At 58.0% G+C, this 22,487-nt stretch carries 23 protein-coding genes; 17 read left to right on the top strand and 6 right to left on the bottom strand.

Annotated features, from left to right (window positions below; all coding sequences use genetic code 11):
* Nucleotides 1–149 precede the first annotated feature (149 nt).
* From KF814_17280 to KF814_17255, 6 genes are all read left to right on the top strand, one after another.
* Nucleotides 150–677, top strand: a complete 528-nt coding sequence (locus tag KF814_17280) for a TlpA family protein disulfide reductase (protein MBX3237899.1) — start codon at nt 150–152, stop codon at nt 675–677.
* Between the two features lie 14 nt (nt 678–691).
* Entirely contained in the window at nt 692–931 is a 240-nt protein-coding gene (locus tag KF814_17275) for a hypothetical protein (protein ID MBX3237898.1), read from the top strand.
* Between the two features lie 81 nt (nt 932–1,012).
* On the top strand, nt 1,013–1,609 hold the full coding sequence (locus tag KF814_17270; GenBank protein MBX3237897.1) for a hypothetical protein: 597 nt from the start codon (nt 1,013–1,015) through the stop codon (nt 1,607–1,609).
* Nucleotides 1,610–1,613: 4 nt separating this feature from the next.
* Nucleotides 1,614–2,438, top strand: coding sequence for a tetratricopeptide repeat protein (locus KF814_17265; protein ID MBX3237896.1), 825 nt, complete (start codon nt 1,614–1,616; stop codon nt 2,436–2,438).
* Nucleotides 2,435–2,872 carry a hypothetical protein gene (locus KF814_17260; GenBank protein MBX3237895.1) on the top strand — a complete coding sequence of 146 codons (438 nt, stop codon included), beginning with the start codon at nt 2,435–2,437 and terminating at the stop codon, nt 2,870–2,872. Before KF814_17265 ends, KF814_17260 begins: the two co-directional genes overlap by 4 nt.
* A gap of 13 nt (nt 2,873–2,885) precedes the next feature.
* A complete protein-coding gene (locus tag KF814_17255) occupies nt 2,886–3,911 on the top strand; it encodes a methyltransferase domain-containing protein (GenBank protein ID MBX3237894.1) in 1,026 nt (341 codons plus the stop codon).
* Here KF814_17255 and KF814_17250 read toward each other — a convergent pair.
* Nucleotides 3,844–4,257 carry a hypothetical protein gene (locus tag KF814_17250; protein MBX3237893.1) on the bottom strand — a complete coding sequence of 138 codons (414 nt, stop codon included), beginning with the start codon at nt 4,255–4,257 and terminating at the stop codon, nt 3,844–3,846. The two genes, KF814_17255 and KF814_17250, sit on opposite strands and share 68 nt — an antisense overlap.
* Nucleotides 4,258–4,549: 292 nt before the next feature.
* Between KF814_17250 and KF814_17245 the strand changes: the two genes are divergently transcribed.
* Nucleotides 4,550–5,392, top strand: a complete 843-nt coding sequence (locus tag KF814_17245; protein MBX3237892.1) for a PQQ-binding-like beta-propeller repeat protein — start codon at nt 4,550–4,552, stop codon at nt 5,390–5,392.
* Nucleotides 5,393–5,395: 3 nt separating this feature from the next.
* Here KF814_17245 and KF814_17240 read toward each other — a convergent pair whose 3' ends face one another.
* A complete protein-coding gene (locus KF814_17240) occupies nt 5,396–6,838 on the bottom strand; it encodes a hypothetical protein (GenBank protein MBX3237891.1) in 1,443 nt (480 codons plus the stop codon).
* A gap of 164 nt (nt 6,839–7,002) precedes the next feature.
* On the opposite strand from KF814_17240, the gene recG reads away from it, so the two are divergent.
* From recG to KF814_17220, 4 genes are all read left to right on the top strand, one after another.
* Entirely contained in the window at nt 7,003–9,543 is a 2,541-nt protein-coding gene (gene recG / locus KF814_17235) for an ATP-dependent DNA helicase RecG (GenBank protein MBX3237890.1), read from the top strand.
* A 15-nt stretch (nt 9,544–9,558) separates the two neighbouring features.
* Nucleotides 9,559–9,885 (top strand): hypothetical protein, encoded by a 327-nt coding sequence (locus tag KF814_17230; protein MBX3237889.1) that lies wholly within the window; start codon nt 9,559–9,561, stop codon nt 9,883–9,885.
* 13 nt (nt 9,886–9,898) lie between these two features.
* Complete coding sequence (locus tag KF814_17225; protein MBX3237888.1) at nt 9,899–10,852, top strand: Ppx/GppA family phosphatase; 954 nt, start codon at nt 9,899–9,901, stop codon at nt 10,850–10,852.
* Nucleotides 10,853–10,945: 93 nt separating this feature from the next.
* Nucleotides 10,946–11,335 carry a hypothetical protein gene (locus tag KF814_17220; protein ID MBX3237887.1) on the top strand — a complete coding sequence of 130 codons (390 nt, stop codon included), beginning with the start codon at nt 10,946–10,948 and terminating at the stop codon, nt 11,333–11,335.
* Nucleotides 11,336–11,366: 31 nt separating this feature from the next.
* On the opposite strand, the gene KF814_17215 is transcribed toward KF814_17220, so the two are convergent.
* Entirely contained in the window at nt 11,367–12,860 is a 1,494-nt protein-coding gene (locus KF814_17215) for a class I SAM-dependent methyltransferase (GenBank protein ID MBX3237886.1), read from the bottom strand.
* Between the two features lie 109 nt (nt 12,861–12,969).
* Nucleotides 12,970–13,353, bottom strand: a complete 384-nt coding sequence (locus KF814_17210; protein MBX3237885.1) for a cupredoxin domain-containing protein — start codon at nt 13,351–13,353, stop codon at nt 12,970–12,972.
* A 253-nt stretch (nt 13,354–13,606) separates the two neighbouring features.
* Here KF814_17210 and KF814_17205 point away from each other — a divergent pair, with 253 nt between their 5' ends.
* Both KF814_17205 and KF814_17200 read left to right on the top strand, forming a co-directional pair.
* Nucleotides 13,607–14,080, top strand: coding sequence for a hypothetical protein (locus KF814_17205; protein ID MBX3237884.1), 474 nt, complete (start codon nt 13,607–13,609; stop codon nt 14,078–14,080).
* 169 nt (nt 14,081–14,249) lie between these two features.
* Nucleotides 14,250–14,720: a hypothetical protein gene (locus KF814_17200; GenBank protein ID MBX3237883.1), complete on the top strand. Its 471-nt coding sequence runs from the start codon at nt 14,250–14,252 to the stop codon at nt 14,718–14,720.
* A 13-nt stretch (nt 14,721–14,733) separates the two neighbouring features.
* On the opposite strand, the gene KF814_17195 is transcribed toward KF814_17200, so the two are convergent.
* Complete coding sequence (locus KF814_17195) at nt 14,734–15,405, bottom strand: hypothetical protein (GenBank protein ID MBX3237882.1); 672 nt, start codon at nt 15,403–15,405, stop codon at nt 14,734–14,736.
* 93 nt (nt 15,406–15,498) lie between these two features.
* Here KF814_17195 and KF814_17190 point away from each other — a divergent pair, with 93 nt between their 5' ends.
* The 3 genes from KF814_17190 (at nt 15,499) to scpB (ending at nt 18,454) form a co-directional block, all read left to right on the top strand.
* A complete protein-coding gene (locus KF814_17190) occupies nt 15,499–16,605 on the top strand; it encodes a pentapeptide repeat-containing protein (GenBank protein MBX3237881.1) in 1,107 nt (368 codons plus the stop codon).
* Nucleotides 16,606–16,700: 95 nt separating this feature from the next.
* Nucleotides 16,701–17,480 (top strand): segregation/condensation protein A, encoded by a 780-nt coding sequence (locus KF814_17185; GenBank protein ID MBX3237880.1) that lies wholly within the window; start codon nt 16,701–16,703, stop codon nt 17,478–17,480.
* Complete coding sequence (gene scpB / locus KF814_17180; GenBank protein MBX3237879.1) at nt 17,477–18,454, top strand: SMC-Scp complex subunit ScpB; 978 nt, start codon at nt 17,477–17,479, stop codon at nt 18,452–18,454. Before KF814_17185 ends, scpB begins: the two co-directional genes overlap by 4 nt.
* Before the next feature lie 134 nt (nt 18,455–18,588).
* On the opposite strand, the gene KF814_17175 is transcribed toward scpB, so the two are convergent.
* Nucleotides 18,589–19,158, bottom strand: coding sequence for a hypothetical protein (locus KF814_17175; protein ID MBX3237878.1), 570 nt, complete (start codon nt 19,156–19,158; stop codon nt 18,589–18,591).
* Nucleotides 19,159–19,464: 306 nt separating this feature from the next.
* On the opposite strand from KF814_17175, the gene KF814_17170 reads away from it, so the two are divergent.
* Nucleotides 19,465–22,434 carry an SMP-30/gluconolactonase/LRE family protein gene (locus KF814_17170; protein ID MBX3237877.1) on the top strand — a complete coding sequence of 990 codons (2,970 nt, stop codon included), beginning with the start codon at nt 19,465–19,467 and terminating at the stop codon, nt 22,432–22,434.
* Nucleotides 22,435–22,487: the final 53 nt, after the last annotated feature.

Genomic DNA, 22,487 nt, shown 5'->3' with positions numbered 1-22,487 from the left:
GTCTGTCAATGCTTCTGCCTCCCTCGTGTTGTCATCCTTGCTCCCGAAAAAAAACGCGTGCTAGGATACCCTCGCGTATGGCGACGGGCCGGTCTTACGGCGCGTGATGGGTCGTACGAAGGGGGAAAATCCCGCAGAAGGAGGTATCCATGAAGCGATCGCTGATCATCCTGGGGTTGTTTATCGCCTCAATCTGGAGCGCAGATAACCTGTTGGCGGCAGGATTCTTCAAGGTGGGCGAGTCTGCACCGGCCTTTACTTTGGCATCAATGACAGGTGAATCCGTTGCATTGGATAACCTGAAAGGCAAGGTCATTGTGCTTGGCCTATTCCATATCTGCGATCCCTGTATGGTGCAGGGGACAAATTTGCAAAAAGTTCACGAGGCCATGGCTGGGAAAAATGTAGCCGTGATTGGGGTAAACTCATCCGGAAACCCCAAGCGTGACGTGGGCGAATTTTTGAGTGCGTTTCCAGTGAAGGTGACGTATCCCTACCTGCTCGATCCATCGAAGACCACTGACAAGCTCTATGGTGGGGGAAAGTTCATCCCCAATGTATACGTGATCGATCAGAAAGGCGTGATCCGTTGGCAGCGGGTGGGGAATATGGAACTGGCCGGCGCGGATGTCATCATACAGGAAGTCGAAAAGTTACTGGCTGTGAGCGGAATGTAGGAGCAGGAATCGCTATGGACGAGTGGGCTGAAGGTAAGCAGCGGTTTGTCGAAGTGGTGGAGGGGCTTGATGCAGCCGTCGAGGTTGTTATCCCGACTAAGCCGACGAACAGCATGTTTCTGATCTCGCTGACGAAGGGGAAGAACCGCAAGTTCATTACCATTCCGGAAGACGATATTATCGATCTGACGGAGGATGCGAGCATTCTTGCCAAGGTGACGAAAACAGTTCGGGAAAATATGGCCGGTTTGTGAGCGCCTCCGAACGGTTCCGAGCCGGGGTGTGAGACATATTCTTGGCGCGACTCCTACTGGGGAAGGGACTCGATTGAGACAATGAAGGCTTTGCTTCCGGGTGTCTGGCAATACTCATGGTTTTCCGAAGAAAAACAGCTTGATTTCAATGGTCTATTCCTTTCAGTCGGGGACCATAAAATCCTGATCGATCCGCCGCCGATGACGGCGGAGGCCGGTACCCACATCAGGCGCAATGGCCCACTTGACTATATCGTGATTACAAACAGAGACCATATTCGGGAGGCGGCTGCCCTGCAGGGAGAGTTCAAATGTCAACTCTATGTGCCGGAAGCAGATGCCTCGCAAATGGACCTGAAGCCGACGAAGACCTTTCGTGACGGAGAATTGCTCCCCGGCGGGATTTGGGTGATTCAACTGAAGGACCAGAAGTCTTCCGGCGAGTCGGCACTCTTTCTTCAGCAGGGACGGGGTGTGTTGATCGTGGGCGATGCCTTGATCGGTAAACCATCGGGAAGCCTGAGTCTCCTGCCACCGGAGAAATACAGCGATCCTGCCAAGGCCAGGGAAGGCCTGCGGCGGCTGCTCAAGTACAATTTCGACTCGATTCTCGTAGGCGATGGCGCTAGCATTTTGACAGGTGCCAAACCGGTCGTTGAACGGGTGCTTCAGGCGTAATACGATGCCTCTACGTAACGGACTGTCGGAAGAACTTAATCGCCAAGGCAATGAGCATTTTGCCCGGGGTCTCTACACCGAGGCCTACGCCTGCTACGCTAAGGCACTGGAGTGTGATCGTCTGACGGGTGATCAGCGTGCGCTAAGCGCCACGCTGGGCAATCTTGGCAATATCTGCGCCGTGAGCGGTCGGCGCGAGGCGGCGCAAAATCACTACCAGGAAGTGCTTGAATTACAAAAGGTACTCGGCGACGACAAGGGCATCGGCACTACCTTGGCGAACCTTGGCAATCTCCGGGCCGACGCAGGGGAATGGGACCGAGCTCGCGCCTATTACTTGGAAGCCTTGGACATCATGACTCGGGTGCATGACGAGATGGGGAAGGCTGTTCTGTTTTCGGACTTGGGATTGGTCGCCCGCGAGACCGGCCTGTTTGATGAAGCGATTCGTCATTATGAACAATCTCTCGTCCTCATGCGACGGCTTGATAACCAAGGGGGCGTGGCAGATGCTTGGCGCATGATGGGGCGGACCTTTGCAACACAGAAGCGGTACGAGGATGCGATGGCTTGTTGCCACACGAGCCAATCGATTGCCGAACGGGGGCGCGATGAATTGCGGGTCGGCGCGGCCCGCTACGTTCTTGCGCAATGTTATGAGGAGCTTGGTCGCTTACGGGAGGCCTCGGAATTAATGGAATCCGTCGTGCAAATGGATCGCAAGTATAAGCTACCCAAGCTGGATGAGAACACCAAGCGTCTGGAGCGGTTGCGCGCGCAACTTGTGGCTGAAGACGCGGGGGCCTCACGTCGGGAGTCGAACCAATGAGCATGGCGGCCGGTTCCCGCTGGGAAGACATTCGAAGCCGTTTAGTTACTGCCGTGCCTCGCTTCTATGAGCTTGATCCGGGCGGGGCATTGGCGTTGGACTTGACCGATGACGGGTGGGTGCTGGAAGTGCGACCCGATGGAGTGCTGCTCTGTCAGCACGGCATCGCAATGGATGATGTGAAGAGTCTGATGTGTGATGGCACCACCGAGGATCTCGGAAGTGATGAAGTCGCCAAGCAAGCGAAGTATTTCCTCGGACCCGCGGTCTCGAAAAAGCGTCCGGCGCTGCTGAAGGCCGGCTTCGAGGAAGAAACGGAAATGAACGACGAGTATGTTGCAATCACGTTCCGCAAACACTTCGATTTCCAACAAGCGGATGATGTCACCGCCGCCGTGCAGTGGTGCCAATCCCAATTCCGTTTTGGTTCGTAACTCGCCACCGTCCATGTCGGAAATTCTCGCATCTCCTATCACCTCCCTCGATACCTTCCGTGACCTCCTCACGGCCTATCGGCTGCCCCGTGTCATCCTTTCCGCCCTGGAACTGGATTTATTTACTGCATTGGGCAAAAGGGCCCGCATGGTCGCTCCGCTCGCCGCTGAGCTCAAAGTCAGCGAGCGCGGGTTGGAGATTCTCTGCAGAAATTTGGCGATGTGCGGACTATTGACGAAAAAGGGGCCCCGCTATCGCAATAGCCCGTTCGCCGCGACGGCCTTGAATGCACGTGATCGCGCCTACCGCGGCGCCTATCTCGAATTGCTCAAGAGCCAATGGCATGACTGGTCCCGGCTGACCGAGGCTGTGCGTACCGGGTCCCCCCTCGATCACGACGAGCCGGAGGTGCCTGGGTATCGCCGGCAGTTCACCTGGGCGATGCATCATCGGTCTGTCGATGTGGCGGCTGCCATTGCAAAAAAAGTGAACCTTGGAAAAGCCGGGCGATTGTTGGATTTGGGCGGAGGTCCGGCAACATATGCGCTCGCATTTCTTGCCGAGCATCCTGCGCTTCGAGCAACCGTGTGTGATCGCCCGGAGGCGCTGGAGGTGGCCCAGGAAATCGCTCGGCCTCTCAAGGCCGGGGCCAGGTTGTCATACCTTCCATTAGATTTCATGCGGGATCCCGTACCCGGCCAATACGATGTGATCTGGTACTCGAACGTGTTGCACATCTATTCGGCAGAGGAAAACCAAGCGCTGTTTGAAAGGCTGTTGAGTGCATTGAAGTCAGGGGGACGGCTCATCATCCAAGATGCGTTTCTCCACGATCGGGAAGGGCTCTATCCCGAGGAAGCCTCTCTGTTTGCCGTCACGATGCTGCTCTTTACCGAACGAGGCAATACCTATTCACTCGATGCGACTTCGGCCTGGCTCCGTCGGGCGGGATATGTGAATGTGAAGCCGGTCAGAATGAAGAAGGGGACCGAAGATTGGGACGGCGGTCTACTCCAGGCCCAGCGTCCTCGATCGTAAGCACCGCCCGCCCACCGAGCAACATCAGCAAAAAACAGCAGAGGCTGCTTCCCGCCGTCAGCACCACGACTGGGACACGCAAGGCGGACTGGCTGAGTTCCTGCACAAGGGTTGCCAAGTCAAGCGCCAGCGCAATCGTTCCGTACATGACGATCGCCATCACGGCCCATCGCCGTCCCGTCCACATGACCGCCCCGGTGAGACATGCCGGGACTCCAAACAAAAATCCCATGAGCAGTGCGCGTGTCGTATCGGACTCAATTGAACTCGGGGCGATGGTCTGAAGACCGGCTTCAATCGCGATCAGCAGCCCAAGTAGACCCAAGAGAGGCTTTGTCTGGTTCATGCCGGCACTATAGCCTGGGCAACGCGCTGCGGCAACAGCCCTTGTCACCGGTTGCGAAGGGTGTTGAGCATGAGCCGCCGTTCGCGCTGACTCCCACTTTTGAGGGGAACGCCCAGGCCACGGTGTGGTTTACCAGACACATCCCTGCGGGCCACAATCGCGTCTCACCAGGGAGGCACCAGTGGCGAATCAATACCGACATTCCCTCGACCAGCCTGATTCCGCTCCCAACACAATCCAGGTTCAAAGTGGATCTCCTTCACTAGCGACGCGCGGGGTTCTTGGTTGGTTCGTGTGGGTACTCTGGGTGGCGGTCTGGCTCTGTCCCGCCGACTCGGACGCCTCTCCATTTCGGTTTACTGATTGGACCACGGCATCGCTCGATCAGGACGTCCCAATCGCACAGTCACGGGCTGAGCATTCAGATGTGCTTGCCGCGGGGTTTGGCTTCCAAGCCGCCGATTCATCGATGATTACCGTTCGCACATACCACGCCCAGACCGGCGCCGTCCTTTCCGAGGACTCATTTGAACTAAATGTGAAAGAGGAAGGGGTGTCGGAGCATGACAACAACAAAGGGCGAATCTTTGCCGGCGGGATTGGTGTAGATGGAGCCGGAGCGCCCAAATTCATCCTTCGCGTGTACGATGCGGAAACGGGCAGGTTTTTGTGGGAAGGACAGTTGAATCTCTTGAAGGAAGGTCAAGGTGGCATGACGAAGACAACTGCCACGCTGATCCCCCGGCAACCGTCCGCGGTGCGGATCGGGGGGCAGAAGGAAAAACCCTTGCAGACTCTCTATTCGGTCCGGGCGGTCAATCCTTCCACCGGGGGTGTGGTGTGGCAGGATCAATTCGTCCCCGGCAACAAGAAGAAGGTGAAGGCGGCAGCCGTGGTCGATGAGTCCAGAGTCGCACCTCGCGCCGGCGAACCTATCGGGCATGTATTCGACTTGGTGGTGAAGACATATGAGCGAGCATCGGGGAAACTGCTATGGCAGGACTCGTTCGAGGAACTGGACCACATCGACGAGCCGACGGTCGAACCGGACAGTGAGCCTCATCCCCAGACGCTTCCGCTATGGAACAGTACAAGCCCACGGGGTGTCGAGAGCCATCAGACCAGCCTGCGTTGAACTCTAAGACTTCGGCTGCTGCAGTTTGCCGCCGAAGTTGTCCGCCCACTGCTGCTGGAAGTGATCGTAGGACATCAGCAGCTTATCGTGAATCGCTGCCGTGATCGTCTGGCGGGCCTTCAGGTGGGCTAAGATCTCATGCACCTTGTGCATGCCGAACTGATCGATCAGATAGTGGGTGGCCGAATTGGCTTCTGCATAGGCCACGCTGGCAGTCTCGGCCGGTAGGGTATCCCAGCTGCCTTCCAAAGCCGTGAGCGGCATCAGCGCCTGCTCTCCGTGGATGACATCTTTCAGTTCCTGCCACTGATCCCCGGCCAGTTGCATCGCCAATCCCTCGTTCAGCCAGGTTGGAATGGTACCGCTGTTGGCGCCTAGCTCGTCGTGGATGAGCGCGTGTACGAACTCATGCCGCAGAACCCGTGTCAACCAGGTACGGTCGGTTGCCGCTCCCTGGCTTGGAATTTGGATTCGACCGAGCACGGGGTCGAACAATCCGTCAGCCCAGCCCGGGCTTCCCGTGGCACTCTGAAACTGATCTTTCGTATGCAGCACGACGATGATCGGTTTGGTCGGAAAATGGTTAAACTTCTGCCCGATGTCGCGGTAAGACTCCTCGAGAATCTCCAGTACGGTCGTCCAGGTAGCCGGGTCCTCGTTGCCGTCGTATTTTACGGTGAAGTGGACGGTGCTGTGGGCGGACAGCTTCTCCTCGATCTTTTCGGTGTGCTGTACCTTTGCAGTCACCGAATTCAAGTATGACTGCAGGCCTGGGTCCTTTTTGATCCGCTCCTTGGCCTCAGCCAAATGACGGGCGGCGTCCTTCATCTGATCCTTTTCCTGCAGCAGGTCGGCCAAGGCCAGGTGTGGGAAGGGCTCATCCGGCGCTAAGGCAGACACTGTTCTGAGAAAGTCTAGAGTCAGTCCGGGGTCGCGCAGTCCCCAATAGGCATGGGCCAGGTTGAGATGGGCCACCGCGTTCTGAGGGTCCAAGGCGACGGCCTTCTTGAAAGCTTTCACGGAGACTTCGGTGCCACCGTTCCGTTCCTGCAAGATTCCCAAATTGTTCCAAAGAATCGCAACGTGCCGTTTAGTGGCGGATTCCGCCATCAAAGACGACGGAATCTCGCTGAGTTTTGTTTCAGCTATGGCCAAATTTCGTTTCTCGAGTTCTTCATGGATGGCGCTCAGCAGTTCCGAATGTTTTGGAACCGGAATGCTGACGGGGTCCAGGGTGCGCGGACGCTTCGGTTCGTCCTGAACCGCTTCTGGTGGTGGGGCAACTGGTGTTGAAGGGGCTGGGGCTGTTTCCTCGACGACAACTTTCGGTGGCGGCGGCGGAGGATCGGGGAAGAAATGGGGTTTGATCCAGGCATGGTAGAGAACGAATATTCCGATTAGCACCGCAAGGGGAGTCAGAATGTGTCTAATATTGCGACGATACATGGGTGCCCCAATGGATGAGTTGCCGCAGGATCACTCTAACATCGGGTCTGAAAAGCACCAAGAAAAGTCGATAAATCAGGCTGCTCCGGCGTCGGTCCGATGCCAGTCAAGCGTTCTCCGCTCGTTGAGGAGGGTGAGGGGCTGTGATACGATCCCGCGTCAGGATGCCACGTCCTGACGTTCCCACCCCCAGCGATGTTTTGCCCGCCTTCGTGGAACGTGTCACCCGTCCAATTGAGTTTGCCTCCCGGGATGCAGGGGCACATCTGGGGGCAGTCCGCAATCTCGACCGGTTTATTTCCGAGCAAGTGATCGAGCTATTAGGGGGGCGGGTCTACCCACGATCGGTCGAAGCTCGCTTGCTCTCCCTACGAAACCTGTTTGTCGATTTCCATACCGGCCTGTCTCCGATGGAGCAGCGAGACCGTCTTGCGAAGGCGTTGGACTTGCTGCGCGAGTTGAGCGGTGCGACAGGAGCGGAACGCGCACCTTCAGAGCCGACGGACTCTGGGGAGCGAGAAGCGACGGTGTCGCCTTCTCAATGGAAGGCGGGGCGACCCTTGTGGGACTTGCCTATTCGATTTGCCAAGGGAGTGGGACCAAAGCGGACACAGTTGCTGGAACGACTAGGAATTTCGACTGTCGAAGAGGCGCTCTGGACAGCACCCTGGAGGTATGAAGACCGCTCGGTCGTGACACCGATGGCGAAGCTCGTTCCAGGGATGGCGGTCACGGTCTGCGGCTCCATCACGAAGGCCTCTGCAAGTAAGGCCAGGTTCCGGCGGATGGCGCTTCTGACGGTATGGTTGAGCGACGGTTCCGGGACCGTACAGACGACCTTTTTCAACCAGCCGTACTTGGAAAATGTGCTCAAGGAAGGCCTGCGGGTCATGATGACCGGACGAGTGATTGCGGGCAGGAGCGGCTGGACCGAGCTTCGGCTCGAGGTGGCGCAATTCGAGATCTTAACCGGCAGCGAAGACGAGTTGCTGCATCTCGGTCGGATCGTGCCTGTCTACCACGAAACCAAGGGCTGGACGTCCCGCCAGATGCGGGGGCTGATCCACGGTCTGTTGGCCGAGTATGGCGCCGAGGTCGAGGAAATCCTGCCGGTTCAGATTCGGGCGCGGTACCGCTTGATGCCCGCTTCCGAGGCGATTCGGCTTCTGCATTTTCCGGCTCCTAAAACGGACCTTCCACGGCTTGATCGTGGCATGAGTCCCTCCCATCGACGGCTGGCTTTCGAAGAATTGTTCGTACTGCAGACTGCCATGGCTCTCCGGCATCGGGCGACGAAGGATGAGCCCAAGCCATTTCGCTTTCGCGCCGACGTGCCGCTGCTCACCAGCCTCGAAAAAGCGTTGCCCTTCCGCCTGACGCCTGCGCAGGAGCGTGTGTTCGGCGAAATCCAGGCGGACATGGTGTCGACGCAACCGATGAATCGGCTGGTTCAGGGTGATGTCGGATCCGGAAAAACCGTGGTGGCGTTGAAGGCAATCGCGATGGCTTGCGGCTCGGGCTATCAATCAGCGTTGATGGTTCCGACGGAGATTTTGGCTGAGCAGCATTTCCGGAATCTCTCGTCGCTGCTGGGGACGATCGGCTTGTCGGCGGTGCTTGTGACCGGAGGTGGAAAAGCAAAGGAACGGAACGAGAAGGTGAGGCAGTTGGCGTCGGGTGAGGCGCATGTCGCTATCGGGACCCATGCCTTGATCCAGAAGCGGGTGAAGTTTGCAAACCTCGGCTTGGCAGTTATCGATGAACAACACAAATTCGGTGTGTTGCAGCGCAAGTCCTTGCTGGAGAAGGGCTATGCGCCGGATGTATTGGTCATGACGGCGACACCGATTCCCCGCACGCTGGCGATGACTGTGTATGGTGATTTGGATGTGTCGGTAATCGATATGCTTCCGCCTGGGAGAAAACCGGTCCGCACGTTCCTGTTTGCAGAAAGCCAACGTCACAAAGCCTGGCAACTCGTCCGGGACCAGATCCAGTTAGGGCGGCAGGCGTATATCGTATATCCCCTCGTGGAAGAATCGGAAAAAATCGATCTCAAGGCGGCGATGCAAGGGGCGGAACAGATTCAAGCCGAGCATCCCCAATGGCGAGTCGGGCTCCTGCATGGTCGGTTATCGGCTGCGGAGAAGGAACGGACCATGAGGGCCTTCCAGGCTGGGGATATTCAGATACTGGTGGCTACCACCGTCATTGAGGTTGGGGTGGACGTCGCCAACGCGACAGTCATGCTCATCGAACATGCGGAGCGGTTCGGCCTCGCGCAGCTGCATCAGTTGCGGGGCCGGGTCGGGCGAGGAGTTCATCAGTCGCTATGCCTTCTGATGGCGTCGTCACCGCTGCGCGCGGCAGGGCCCCGCGTGACGGCTGATGGAACGCCCAGGGCGGAGTCGACCGCCCAGCAACGGTTGGAAGCACTGGTCAAATCCACGGATGGCTTCGTGATCGCCGAGGATGATTTGCGCATTCGAGGACCGGGTGAACTACTGGGCTTACGCCAGTGGGGCGTCCCGGAGTTCAAGGTGGCGAATCTCGTGCGGGATGCGGATTTGCTCGAACAGGCAAGACGAGAGGCCATTGCTCTGGTGGCGTGCGATGGGACCTTGTCTCAGCCTGGGCATCAGGCTTTGAAGCGCAATTTGGTTCGCCGATGGCAAGACCGGCTTGCCCTCAGTGTGGTTGGATAGCAGAAGGAGGGACGCATGGGGTTGTTGCAGCGCTTGGGACACGATCTACGCGCAGGATGGGTCACGTTGCGCCACGGGACGGCCCATGCGGCGACTCGAGCGCTGGAAGAGGGCGAACTGCTTCGATATCGGCTGGAATTGCGCAAGGTCGATCAACAGCTCGACGATCTGTATGGAGATATCGGTGAACGGACCCTGGAGTTGCAGGAGCGTGGGGAAACCGTCGAGAGGATCGTGACAGACCCAGACATTGCTCGTCTGATGCAGCAGGTGCGCACGCTGCAGGAAGAGAAGACGAAATTGTTGCTCGAGATGAACGATATTTCACTTGAGGGTCAGTGAGACGGTTCAGCTGATGACCGCTTCCAGTGCCCCCCTCCCGCGCATTCTTGCCGGGATCGACATCGGTACCCTCACCTGTCGATTGCTCATCGCCGAGCTCCTGCCATCGGGTTCGTTGCGCGAGATTCAGTCCGAGCGGAAGATCCTGCGGCTTGGCCAGGGCGTCGATCGGGATCGGACCCTTCATCCCGATGCCATGGCGCGTGTGATTCCGACGCTCAAACAGTGGTGCCAGGCCATCGAACGAGCGCAAGTCGAAGCGGCGGTCGCAGTCGCCACCAGTGCTGTGCGGGACGCCGCCAATCGGGATGAGTTTGTCAATCTGGTCAGGCGTGAGACGGGGTTGGCGGTGGAGGTGATCAGCGGAGAAGAAGAGGCGCGACGGACGCTGCTGGGAATCAGATCCGGTCTGCCGAAGGGCGTGACGGACATGCTGGCGTTGGACATCGGGGGTGGAAGTACCGAGCTGATCCTCGACCGTCCCGGCCGCTCTCCGCTAGTCCGATCGGTCGACATCGGCGTTGTCCGCTTGTGCGAGCGCGTATTGCAGCACGATCCACCCACGAGCGAGGAAGTCGAGCAGGCAAGAGAATGGGCGGCAAGGGAAACCAGGGCTGCAGTGTTGGAGATGGAAGGCTATCGGGCTGCGGTGTTCGTCGGAACTGCCGGGACGATTACGGCGCTTGCGGCGATGGCGCAGCAGTTGTCTGCCTACGAGCCGGCGCGGATTCACAACTACCGCCTGATGCGAACAGAAGTTCAAGCCTTGGAAGCGACATTGCTGAGTCGCACCAAGTCCGGCCGCGTGGGGCTTCCGGGGTTGGAGAGGAACCGCGAGGATGTAATTGCCGCGGGTGCGATCATCTTGAGAACCGTGATGGACACGCTGGGCGTGACGACGGTGCTCGTCAGTGACTATGGACTGCGCGAAGGTGTGTTGCTGGATTTGGCACGGCAAACAGCATGAATGTAAGCAGGGTCATCGAATCGACGCTCAAGACCGTCGGCTCACAACTACTCATCATGATGGGAACCATCGAGCGAAGTTCGGGTCGGCGAGATGGCTGAGTGGCTGCTGCTTGGCATGACAGCATGCGTGTGGCTGGTCGGGCTGCTGGTTGTGAAGGCTCGCGTGCGTTTGTTGCGTGAAGGCCGTCGGGCAGTCGGCAGGGTCGTGCGTTCGAAAGGGGATTCGGGGGAACCGGTCATCGAATTCAGAGATGCCGGCACCAACAAACTCGTGCGCTTCCAGACAACGATCTCCAACAGCCACTCGGTGCTCGAGATCGAGAGCGAAGTTCCGGTGCGCTACATATCGGGAGAGGGATATCTCGCGGAGATCGATCGCCCGTTCAACATCTGGGGTTTTCCGATATTGGCCTTGACGGCCGGTACTTTCTTCCTCGGAATGTGGTGGCTGATACAGCTGGGCTACTTAGGCCGGTCCTGACCGGATCGGCTATTCCCGTTACCTCAACCGCTTATCGCTGCGAATACCAGCGAAACCCGCCCTTTTGCTCGGTATAGGCGGCCTGCGGGGCACCACCCGGCTTTTCGAGGAGGAGCACCTTGAAGTCGATCAGGCCGAACCAGGCTGGATCGGCGATGTCGTGGTAGTGGCAACCTTGGAGCTTGGGCAACATGTCGCCAAGTACCTTCATCAGTTCGCCTTCAGTGTACGCGCGGACGGAGAAGGGTTTGCCGAGGCCCTGACAAAATCGCTGGATGGTGTAAGCGGCTCCGGTGCACAGTACCTTGGTGTCCGGCTTGATCTGAAGGAACTGGGGGAGCGGGAGATAGCGTTCCTGGAATCCCAGCCAGCGCACAGCCTGTCGGAGGTGGCTGTATTGAACCTCGTATTCCGTATGGTGCGGGAGTTTCACCGCCGCCGGCCAACCCTCTTCAATGCCGAATTCGGTGAGAAACGCTCTGCCCCCCGGTTTGAGGACCCGCCAAACCTCGGCGGCAAACCGCATCGGTCCAAGATTGAAGATGACTTCATCCGGCAAATCGGCGTCGAGCGGGAGCCGCAACCGTCTGATCCAATCCAACGCTTCCTGGTGCTGGACCGTGTCGCCTTTTCCTTCAATCAGCTCTTTTCGGGAGAGCTTGACCGGGGTCATGTCGGCCATGTTTTCGTTGTCGACAATGAGATCGACGGAATTATCTTTGAACGGCAGGAATTCCCCATTGGCCTGGGTGCCGGTAACGGTCCACCCGCCGGCCCTGGCGCGCTTCCGCTGGAGTCCGAGGAACGGCCGGGTCACGTCGAGGGAGACATATTGAATGCCTTGCTTCTCGAACGGCAGGAGTTCCTGCCCCAACTCGCGAGCCACGTACCCTAGCCCGCCGCCGACTTCCACGATGATCTTTGGTTTGGGTTTGAACCAGCCGAGCCGCCTCAGCTGCCGCATGAGCAGCCGACCATAAGTCGCTCCACCCAAGGCCTCACAGGGTTCGCGGAACAAATGGGAAACGGTGGTTTCGATGAGGTCGAAGTGTCCGTCCTCCAACTCACTTTCATTCAACTCCTGGAGATGGAAATCCTCGAGATGCTCTTCGCCCTCGAACTCCTGCTGGCCTGACCAACCTTCCCGGATCTGCTGAAGCAGGAGATCCCACTTGGCCTTATGGCGATGGCCTCCGGGCGGTTCCGTTCCAAAATAGCAAAGCGAGTAATTGGGAATGGCCCAGCGTTCCAAGTGCCAGGTCCCGGGCTGTCCGTCGGGTCCGCAGACCCTGTCGCCGTATTTCTCGAGCAGCGCGCCGACGGTGATATGTCCGTTCATCGAGGTCAGCATTTCGAGCCCGACCGAATTGAGGCGCACGATCGGGAAGTCGTCGTCCAGCGGCGCCAGCCACCATTCGTCAAAATTGTGCTGGTAGGCGATGAGGTCGGGAATGCGCCAAGCGCATTGCCTGAGGACATCACCCGAGAGATTGAGCGGCTCTTGAATTGCGGCTGCAGGTTTCATGCGGCGCCTTCCGGTAGCTGCGGGTCAGCAGCCTACACGACGGAGACTGCCACCTGCAAGGAGGCGCGCAGGTGCCTGTTGTGACTGAGCCGGGAAGGACCCGGTCTGATTATGTCTGAGACGGCATAAGGGCGGATTCCGTGACGATGATCAGGCCACGCATGATCGGATGGATCCGGCACTGATACGGGTAACGTCCAGGGGGGAGGCTAGGAATCGTGTAGCTTCCATCAGGATCAACCGCACCGGAGTCGAACGCGCAACGGGTGTCTTCCTGGAAGCAACCATCGTGAGTCACGGTGTGGTGAGTAGGCGTAGGATTGTCCCAGCGAATGGCCGCACCGGCGGTCACTGTAACCGAAGCCGGCACGTAATAGGGTGAGCCGCTATCCATTAACACGGACGCCACCGGCGCCGCGGCCGAGGTGGGAAACGCCACGAAGCCGGCGAGAGCCAGCGAGGGAACCAGAGTCCGAACAAACCGCGTGAGCATGGGAAGAATGTCCTTTCGTTGTCTGTGTGTATTATACAAAGGGCCTGGCCTGCTTTGTAGGGATTCACAGTTTTTCGTTTTCTTCGGACATCCAGAGCGGCAAACCGGTCCTTGCAGCCCATCGGTATGTCGTCGCAGAACGCGACAATAAGTGATGAATTCCCAGGTGGTTGCAAGAGTACGGCGGTTCATGCTAGATGGTGGCCGCCGAAGCCCCCAAGGCTGGCCTGAGAACTTCAGAGGAGGAAGTCGAATGGCGAAGAAGAGCGCGAAGAAGAAAGTGGCTCCCGCAAAAGCCAAGCGGCCTAAAGCGGCTGCAGCCAAGAAGCCGGTCAAGAAGGTCGCAAAGAAAGCTGCAGCGAAACCGGCGAAGAAACAGTCGGTTGCCAAACCAAAAGCCGCCAAGGCTTCCAAGCCCGCTCCTGCGCCCAAGGCTGTTCCCGAGAAACCGAAGAAAGTTGCGAAGGCCGCTGCCGTTGTGCCGGAACCCAAACCGCCGAAGCCGGAAAAGGTCATTGCGAAGCCGGTGCGGGACGACATCGAACCGGATCAAGTCGATTTGGACGACGAAGAGGAGATGTCGGACGAAGAACTCGACGAGATGCCGGAAGATATGGAAGAGGATATGGAAGAAGAACTCGGGTTGGACGACGAAGACGATGATGTCGACTACCTCGAGAAGTCCGAAGATCTGCTCGATGACGCGGACGACTATCGGAATAACTGAGCGTCGGCCGTTTCACGATACCTTTCGTGCGACTGCTTCCCATACCCTAATACACTGACTTTTATTGTCCCCGATGAGGGCTGTCCCCACGGCTTTCGAAGCTGCAGTGCCAAGGCACAGCGGTGGCAGTTGGGGGGCTGGCCCCGTCGTGGTGCGATGCCACCATCCTATGAGCCATTTTCTTTTTGTCGCCGGAGCCCTGCGCGAACGCACCTCCCAAGAAAGTGCAGACCTTCAAATGGGGGCATGCCTCTGGGGATTGCGGACCGATCTGATCCGAAATAACCTGCAAAAATTCCTCACGCCTCAGTCTCACGGCTTGGTTTATGTTCTCAAGGGGGGGATCTGCGCCGAATTTGCTATCGTCTCGGCCGTGCAGCCATTCACTGCATTGGATGATTTGCTCAAGGATGAATTCCGGGCGGAGGCGCGTTATGGGTTCGTACAGGTCAAGCCGGTTCGCCGGTGGGCCTCATCGGCACCTGAGTGCCAAGCGCTATTGCAACAAGTTTTGAGTGTTCCGGAGCAGGCGGAGTTTGCCCGTCGGTTGAGTCTTGGTATGCACCGGCTGACCGAAGAGGAGTACCGCGCGATTGTGGAAGGCCTTGGCCCTGCGGTGCAGGACCAACCTGTGAGCTGACGGTGGCCGGAGATTAGTGGAGCGTGCGCCCGGTCATGAGTTGGTAAGCCTGGTCAATCGTTCCCACTTCCTTGATTTCGACGTTCAGTTCCCAGCCCAGCCTGGTCAAATCCCAGCGTGGATCGGAGTATTGTCCCTCTGGGATCAGTACGGTTCTGTAACCTTCGCGGGCGGCTGCGCGAACTTTGTCCGGTATGCTGCCTACTGGGCCGATTGTTCCGTTCTGGCTGATCGTGCCGGTCAGTGCGATCCCACGCTGGATCTGATCCCCGTTCAGCAGGGCCGAGAATCCCACTGCCATTACAGCACCAGCGCTGGGACCGTCGCTGTTGGTGGCTGCGTATGCGATTCCGATCGTGTGGACGGTGCCGGTCAAAGGTTCCCGGGTATGGTGTTCAACCGCGTACCTGAACGCTTGCGCCATTGAGGAGACATTTGACATCCCTGGCCGGACATTGCCGCCCTGCCACCTCAGTTCAATCGGCGAGGGCGAAGTCTGACGATCCCATCGTAACAACAGCAATTCAAAGACGCCGCGATCATTGTTCTTGATCGCAGCCAAGATCGGAACTTCCACGACCGACTCTGCCGTTGCACTGACGGTGGAGATGGCGAGCAGCGTCAGGGTGAGGTAGCCCGTGAGCAACAGGCGCCAAGCGAGATGTCTGGTCAACGCGGTGTTCATTCAGGGAAAAGTCTATCAAAGCCTGCCGGCCTGTAAAGTCGGATTGATCCAACGGCTTGCTTCGGACGGGGAGGGCTCCTTATATAAGGTCCCATGCAATTGATGAGTGCCCATGCTCCGGCTTGGTTCTGGCCTTTGGTCGTTCGGTTACTCGCTGCGATCGGGTTGTGGGGTTGTCCGGTTGCTGCCGTGTGGGCCGACTGTACGGTCGAACGGTCGAGCGATCCCAGCGGCCCCGTTCTGACGATTCATCTGAGCCGTAGCTGTAGCGAAGCGGAGCGGGAAGCCAGGGCCATTCCGGCTGGTGAGTTGATGGCGGCCCTGTTGAAGGGCAAGGGGGTGGATCTCTCCGGAGTCGTGGTAAAGGGGGATGTGTTTTTTGACGAACTGCCTGTGACCAAACTCGAGGCGCTTACCTCCATCACCGCCCAGGACCGCCAGGCCTTGGAACCGGTGAAAGCAGAAGATCTCCACGTCATCCAGGGGCCTTTTGTCCTGACCCGTTCTCGGGTGGATGGTCGGCTCATGAACCGTCTCAAGGGAGGATATTTGGTCATCACCGGCCCCGTCATACTCACGGAGACTCGCTTCGGGGGTCAACTGGATCTGTCACGGACGGTGTATCTGGGCATGGTGGACCTCTCGAAGGCTACATTCGATGCGGAAAGCTACTTCGTACAAAGTCGGTTCACGCAAGGAGCCATGTATGCGGACACGCGCTTTGGGCCTCATGCTCGATTCCATCGCTCGCAATTTGGGGGGCCGGCGGTGTTCAAGGCCGCCGATTTTTCGGGTTTGTCCGAACTCTTGGAAGTCGTTTTTCAGCAGCCAGCCAATTTTACCGGGGTCCGCTTTCACCTGGGGACCGGGTTTTCCGGGGCGCGGTGTATGGCGAAATGCGACTTTTCTGACGCACGGTTCGAGCGTGAGGCCTTTTTTCTGTTTGCCCAGTTTGATCGGCCGCCGGTCTTTGCCTCAGCCCGGTTTGGAGGGATAGCGGATTTCTCCGACAGCGAATTTAAGAGTGACGATGACCTGGTGCGTGCAACGTTTGCCCAGCCGCCCTTGTTGGCTCGCGCCAAGCGCATCACCCAGGCTCGTCCCGGGAGCCAGGATTCGGGGCCTTGGTCTCAGGCCGTTACGGCAGGGTTGGTGTTGATCGGTTTGGTGCTCCTGTTTTACGGGATGAGGGCCAAATAGCCTGTAGGGAGACCCCTACATATAGTTTTGGTCTTGCTCGTACCCCCATAAGCTGGTATAAGATCCAAAATTTATCAGGGCTTGTCTGATACCTGATGGACCAAACAGAACTTCCCTACCAGGTCAAGATCGAGAAGTTCGAGGGGCCGCTCGATCTTCTCCTCCACCTCATCAAGAAAAACGAAATCAACATCTACGATATTCCGGTCGCGCTGATCGCTCAGCAGTATCTGGATTATCTGTCGGTGATGAAGGAACTGAATCTGGCCGTTGCCGGAGAGTTTCTCGTTATGGCCGCGACGTTGCTGCACATCAAGTCGAGAATGTTGCTACCAGTCGAGGAAACTGAAGGCGACGAAGAAGACGGCCCCGACCCACGGGAGGAATTGGTTCGGCGCCTGCTCGAATACAAGCAGTTCAAGGAAGCAGCTTCCCAACTCGACTATAAAGAGCGGCTTTGGCGCGATGTGTTTGCGCGGGAGTCGGGACCGGAGCCGACTGTTCGGCACGATGAGTCCCTGCTCGACGACGTGTCGCTGTTCGATCTCGTGGATGCGTTGCAGGGGGTTCTTGCCAGACATCCAGGCAAGAAGCTCGTAGAGATCATCCCGGACAACCTGACCGTGCGTGACCGGATGAACTCGATTATTGAGACGCTGGAGACACATGACTCCATCGCTTTCACGGCCTTGTTCGAAACGTCGAGTCACCGCATCGTCGTCATCGTAACGTTCTTGGCATTGTTAGAATTGATCCGGATTCGAGTCGTACGAGTGTTTCAAGGCGAGACGTTTGGTGCGATTCTTGTGTCACGCGCGTTTTCCGAGGTGACCGAGGGAGATCCGGCCGAAGATTCCGAATGGAGGGATGTATGAGTTCGAGCATCGCGCGGGTGATCGAGGAGGCAATCGGTGTGCAGCCGCAGACTGATGACTCCCCGCAGCCGCAGCCCGTGGCCGAAACCGAGATGTCCGATCTCACGGGTGACGCTTCGCCTGCCGAGTCCGCGATGAACGGCACGCCCCTCGCAGAAGACCAAGCCGCATCGGTGGCTATCGAATCGGCCGTGCCGGATGTACGCACGCTCAAGGGGATTCTCGAAGCGATGTTGTTTGTGGCGAACGACCCCATTCCCTTTCCCCGGCTTGTGTCGTTGCTCGGTGGGGCTGGCAAACAGGATGTCGAGCAGGCCCTGGCTGCCCTGCGGTATGACTATGAGCAGGAAGGGCGAGGCCTGCAACTCGTCGAGATTGCCGGCGGCTACAAGATAGTCACGAAGGCGGAGTTCGCTCTCTGGCTCAAGCGTATGGACAAGGCGAAGGTGCCGGCCAAGTTGTCACGGTCTGCCTTGGAGTCTCTCGCGATCATCGCCTACAAGCAGCCGATCGTTCGCGGAGAAATCGAGCAGATCCGCGGAGTCGAAACATCAGGCGTGTTGCGGACGCTCTTAGAGCGAAAGCTTGTCCGAATCGTGGGCCGCAAAGAGGAGCCGGGCCGTCCGATCATGTACGGCACGACGAAATTCTTTCTGGAGCATTTCGGCCTTCGAGACCTGTCGCAACTTCCGCCGCTGCGTGAATTCAAGGAGCTCGGCGAGTCCGAGCAGGCTATGCTGCCGATAGAAGAGACGGTGGCAGTAGAAGGGACATCGCAGGAGACCGTGGAAATTGATGTGCCGATGTCCGAGTCCACGGATTCTGAGCTGCAGATGGAAGCGGCTGCGACATCGGAGGCTGAATCGGAAGAAGCCGCCGGGGCCGATACTGAACCGATGGAGCAAGCTGTCGAGGATTCGGTTGTCAGCGAAGAATCCGATTTGGTCGTTGCCGAGGTAGCGGAAGAAGCTTAATCAATCCGATTGCACACGATTCTACCGGTTGTTCGCCAGCCGCGGGTGCGTTCTTTCCTTCCATAGGGCTAAGGAATTTCCGGAAGGCATCCTCGATGCTGATGCCTTCCGGAGCAATCACGTGATCGTTTAGCCTACTGGCAACCGATGGGGACGAAACCTGCTCCGAAAATGTGGTTCAGGGCCTGGTAGCGGGCGTTGTCTGCGAAGGAGTTGCCGGGTGTCCGCGAGTGCCTGGTCGACGGATCGCCTCCATACGACGGATCAGTTCCGTAGAACATCCCCCCGCGCGTCTTCTGATTCAGGTTCAACCACTCCATATACATGCTGCAGACCTCAACCTGAACCGGCCCTCCCTGAGCATTGCTGGCGTACCAATCACGACTCCAATCGGGGACTTGCCGCATGTTGCGAAGGGCTCCGATTGGAGTGTCGTAGGAATACCAGTCGGGGCGGGGGAGCTGCGGGGTTGGATGTCCGCTGACCAGGGGGATGAGCGGGAAATCCGGCGGAGAGGGAACGATTGAAAGGGCCTTGAGGGATTTCGGTTGGCAACCGGGACGCTCCTTATTCGTATAGAGCGTGGTCCCGTCCGGCCCCGAGCATTCCCACATTTCAACCTCAGATGACTCGGCTGCTTGAACATAGGGTGCGAGCAGGAAACCCGTGGCGATGGACGCTAGAATGATTTTCGTCGACCACATGGTACACCTCCGATTAAGTCTGCTACAGAACGCGAACGACGAGTCGGCCTCAGTTGTCGAGAAAGCTGAGGCTAAGTCAGATGCTGGACATGTATCCATCCGGCTTTGGGGGGGACGCCACCTACCAGGAATCAATTGGAACGCCATGTCCAGCAAGGCGTTGCAGCGGATCGCTTCTGCTGAGCCGCAGGTCCCAAGGCCGCTGTCCATTACCTTGACTCCCTTCTTTTCGCTTTGTTAGACTGCCCGATCTAAGTTATTGAAACATCCGCTAATCTTCACCAATTTCGTATCACGAGGAACACCATGATCAAGGCCTGGCTCTTCGACGAATTCTTTCGGTTCGACCGGCATCTTCTCACGGCTGACAGCGGCCAGAGTGAGTGGGGCGCCGGAGACTCCGTTGCCGAGGAGGAGGAACTTCCTCCAGCGCCAACCGGAGTGACGGCCAAGGCGGGCAATGGGCGCGTGACTGTTTCATGGGACCCCGTGCCGGACGCCATGTATTACAACCTGTATTTCATGACGACGAAAGGGGTGCAGATCAAGTTTTCTGAGCTCACCCGTCCCATTGCTGGGCCTGATGACTTCAAAACAGTCATCGGCGTGAAGAAAGAAAAGGCGACGTGCCTGGAGGGAGCACAGTCCCCGTTCGTGCACGATGACCTGGCCAACGGCAGCTGCTACCACTATGTCGTCACAGTCGTAACCTCAAAGGGCGAGAGCCTCGAGTCGCAGGAAGTCATGGCGATCCCCGCTCCCTACCTGATTGCCAATATCTTCGGCCAGGAAGGGGTGGACGACGGGGAAATGAGCTCCCCGACCGGCATTGCGATCGATAAGGACGGCAACATCTATATTGCGGACACCGACAATCACTCCATCCAGAAATTCGACAAAGACGGCAAGTTCATCGGGCGCTGGGGCGGCGAACCACGTACGGATGAGGGCGGGTTTTATTACCCAAGAGGCTTGACGACGAATGCCGACGGCCACGTCTATATCGCAGATACCGGGAACAACCGCGTACAGCGGTTGGATGCGGACGGTAATCCGATGAAGGCTTGGGGCAAGTTCGGGTTTGCCTGGCGCGGTGCCGACATGAATAAGTTTGATGCGCCGTGGGGGGTTACGACGGACCAAGAGGGCAACATCTACGTTACCGACACGAACAACGCACGCATTCAGAAATTCAAAGGCGACGGGTCCCCTCTCTTGAAGTGGGGGCGAGACGGCAGCTTCGACGGCGCATTCTTTTTCCCGCGCGGTGTGGCGGTCGATTTCGTCGGCAATATCTTCGTAGCCGATGAAGGGAACAATCGGATCCAGAAGTTCGATCAGCGCGGCAGCTTTCTGGCCAAGTGGGGACGCGAGGGCAGCGGACCGGGCCAATTCAAGTCACCGTGGGGTGTGGCCTGCGATGCGGTTGGAAACGTGTATGTGGTCGATCAAGGCAATCATCGGATTCAAAAATTCGACGGCAACGGCACCTTCCTGTGTGCTTGGGGAAACCGCGGTAAGACGGAAGGGCAGTTGAATTTTCCGTCCGGCGTGGCGGTGGACAAGGAAGGGGCGGTGTATGTGGTCGACAGCGGAAATCACCGCGTCATCAAGTACATACCAACGGACGAAGAGCTGAACCGCGGCAAGGAAGACAAGACCAAGGCCCAGGAGCCGACCAAGTACCCGGCACCGCGTAATGTCGCGATCAAGGCCGGTGACACTGAAACCTTCGTGAGCTGGATGGACGTTCCAGGCGCGGTGTCCTACAACCTCTACTTCCACACGCAGCCGAACATCACGATCGATAGCGGGACAAAGATTGAGGGCGTGTCGAGTCCCTACAACCACTCAGGGCTTACGAACGACCAGTCCTATTTCTATGTTTTGACGGCTGTCTATGAGGATGAGACCGAGAGTGGTGTGTCGGAGGAAGTCACGGCAATGCCGGTCCTCATCGACATCACTGCGCCGCAAAACCCGTACGCCGTCATCAACCATGGCGCATTCATGACCAATTCCCCTGAAGTGGTTGTGACCATCTCTGCGAATGACTTGGACACGGGTGTCGGGGCCTACTTCATTTCCGAAAACCCGATGACTCCGATGTCCGGCACGCCGGGATGGGTCGATGTCACGCCGGCGATCAAGTTCGGCGCGACCATTCCGTTCATTCTGTCGCCGAGCGACGGGCAAAAGACAATCTTCGTCTGGTTCAAGGACATTGGGAACAACATCTCGACGCCGGCCAGCGCGACTATCTTGGTCAACACCTCCGGGTATCTTTGTGTATCCAGGTGGGGAAAACCGGGCCGCGGTGCTTCGTTGCTGCATGGGGGCGAGTTCATGGCCCCGATGTACGGCATGGCTATCGATCAGCAGGGCAGCCTGTTTGTGGTCGACAACGGCAACAACCGAATTCAGAAGTTCGACAGTGCCGGCAACTTCATCATCCTGTGGGGAAACTTTGGCTCGGCCAACGCCAATTTCCACAACCCAACCGGTATCGCGTGCGATGCCAAGGGGGATGTGTATGTCGTCGATACCAACAATCATCGGGTGCAGAAGTTTGACGGGAAGTTGGGCGGCTATCTGATGAAGTTCGGTTCGCGCGGCAACGGCGAAGGTCAGTTTAACGCGCCTTGGGGCATCGCGATCGACCGAGTGCGCGGGTATATCTATGTTGTCGATAGCGCGAACTTCCGAGTACAGAAATTCGACATGACCGGCGAGTTCATCATGCAGTGGGGTACCTTCGGTAATGGTGACGGCCAGTTCTACTTCCCGCGCGGAATTGCCGTCGATCAGTCGGATGGGATGGTGTATGTCGTCGATATGGGCAACCACCGCATCCAGAAGTTCGACACCAGCACGAACGTCCTCCCCCAGCTCATTACCAAGTGGGGCGGCAGTTCAGAAGCCGGTCACGCGAGCAGCCCGTTGGCCCAAGAGGCAGGGCAGTTGCGGTCTCCGTGGGGTGTGACGATCGATGCCCAAGGCGATGTCTATGTGTCCGATACGGGCAACCATCGCGTAGAAAAATTCGACCGCGAGGGTAACTTCATCACTCAGTGGGGCGGGTTCGGTGTCGGTGAAGGACAGTTCAACTTCCCCTACGGGTTGGCGGTCGACTCCAGGGGCAGCGTGTACGTGGTGGACAGCGGAAACACCCGCGTCCAGCAGTTCATGCCGGCGGACGAAGGTAGTGAGCGCCTGCAGGAAGTGGCGGAAGCGGCAGCGGAGTTAGAGAAGGTGGAAAAGGGAACTCAGGTTTAGAACTGGGTGAGCGTGGGATGGTCTCACCGACCGTTCTGCGAGGCAGCCTGGTC

Source organism: Nitrospiraceae bacterium (genome assembly GCA_019637075.1).
Taxonomy (GTDB): domain Bacteria; phylum Nitrospirota; class Nitrospiria; order Nitrospirales; family Nitrospiraceae; genus JAHBWI01.
Note: the sequence above shows the minus strand (reverse complement) of the source record. Positions and strands in the feature narration are given on the sequence as shown.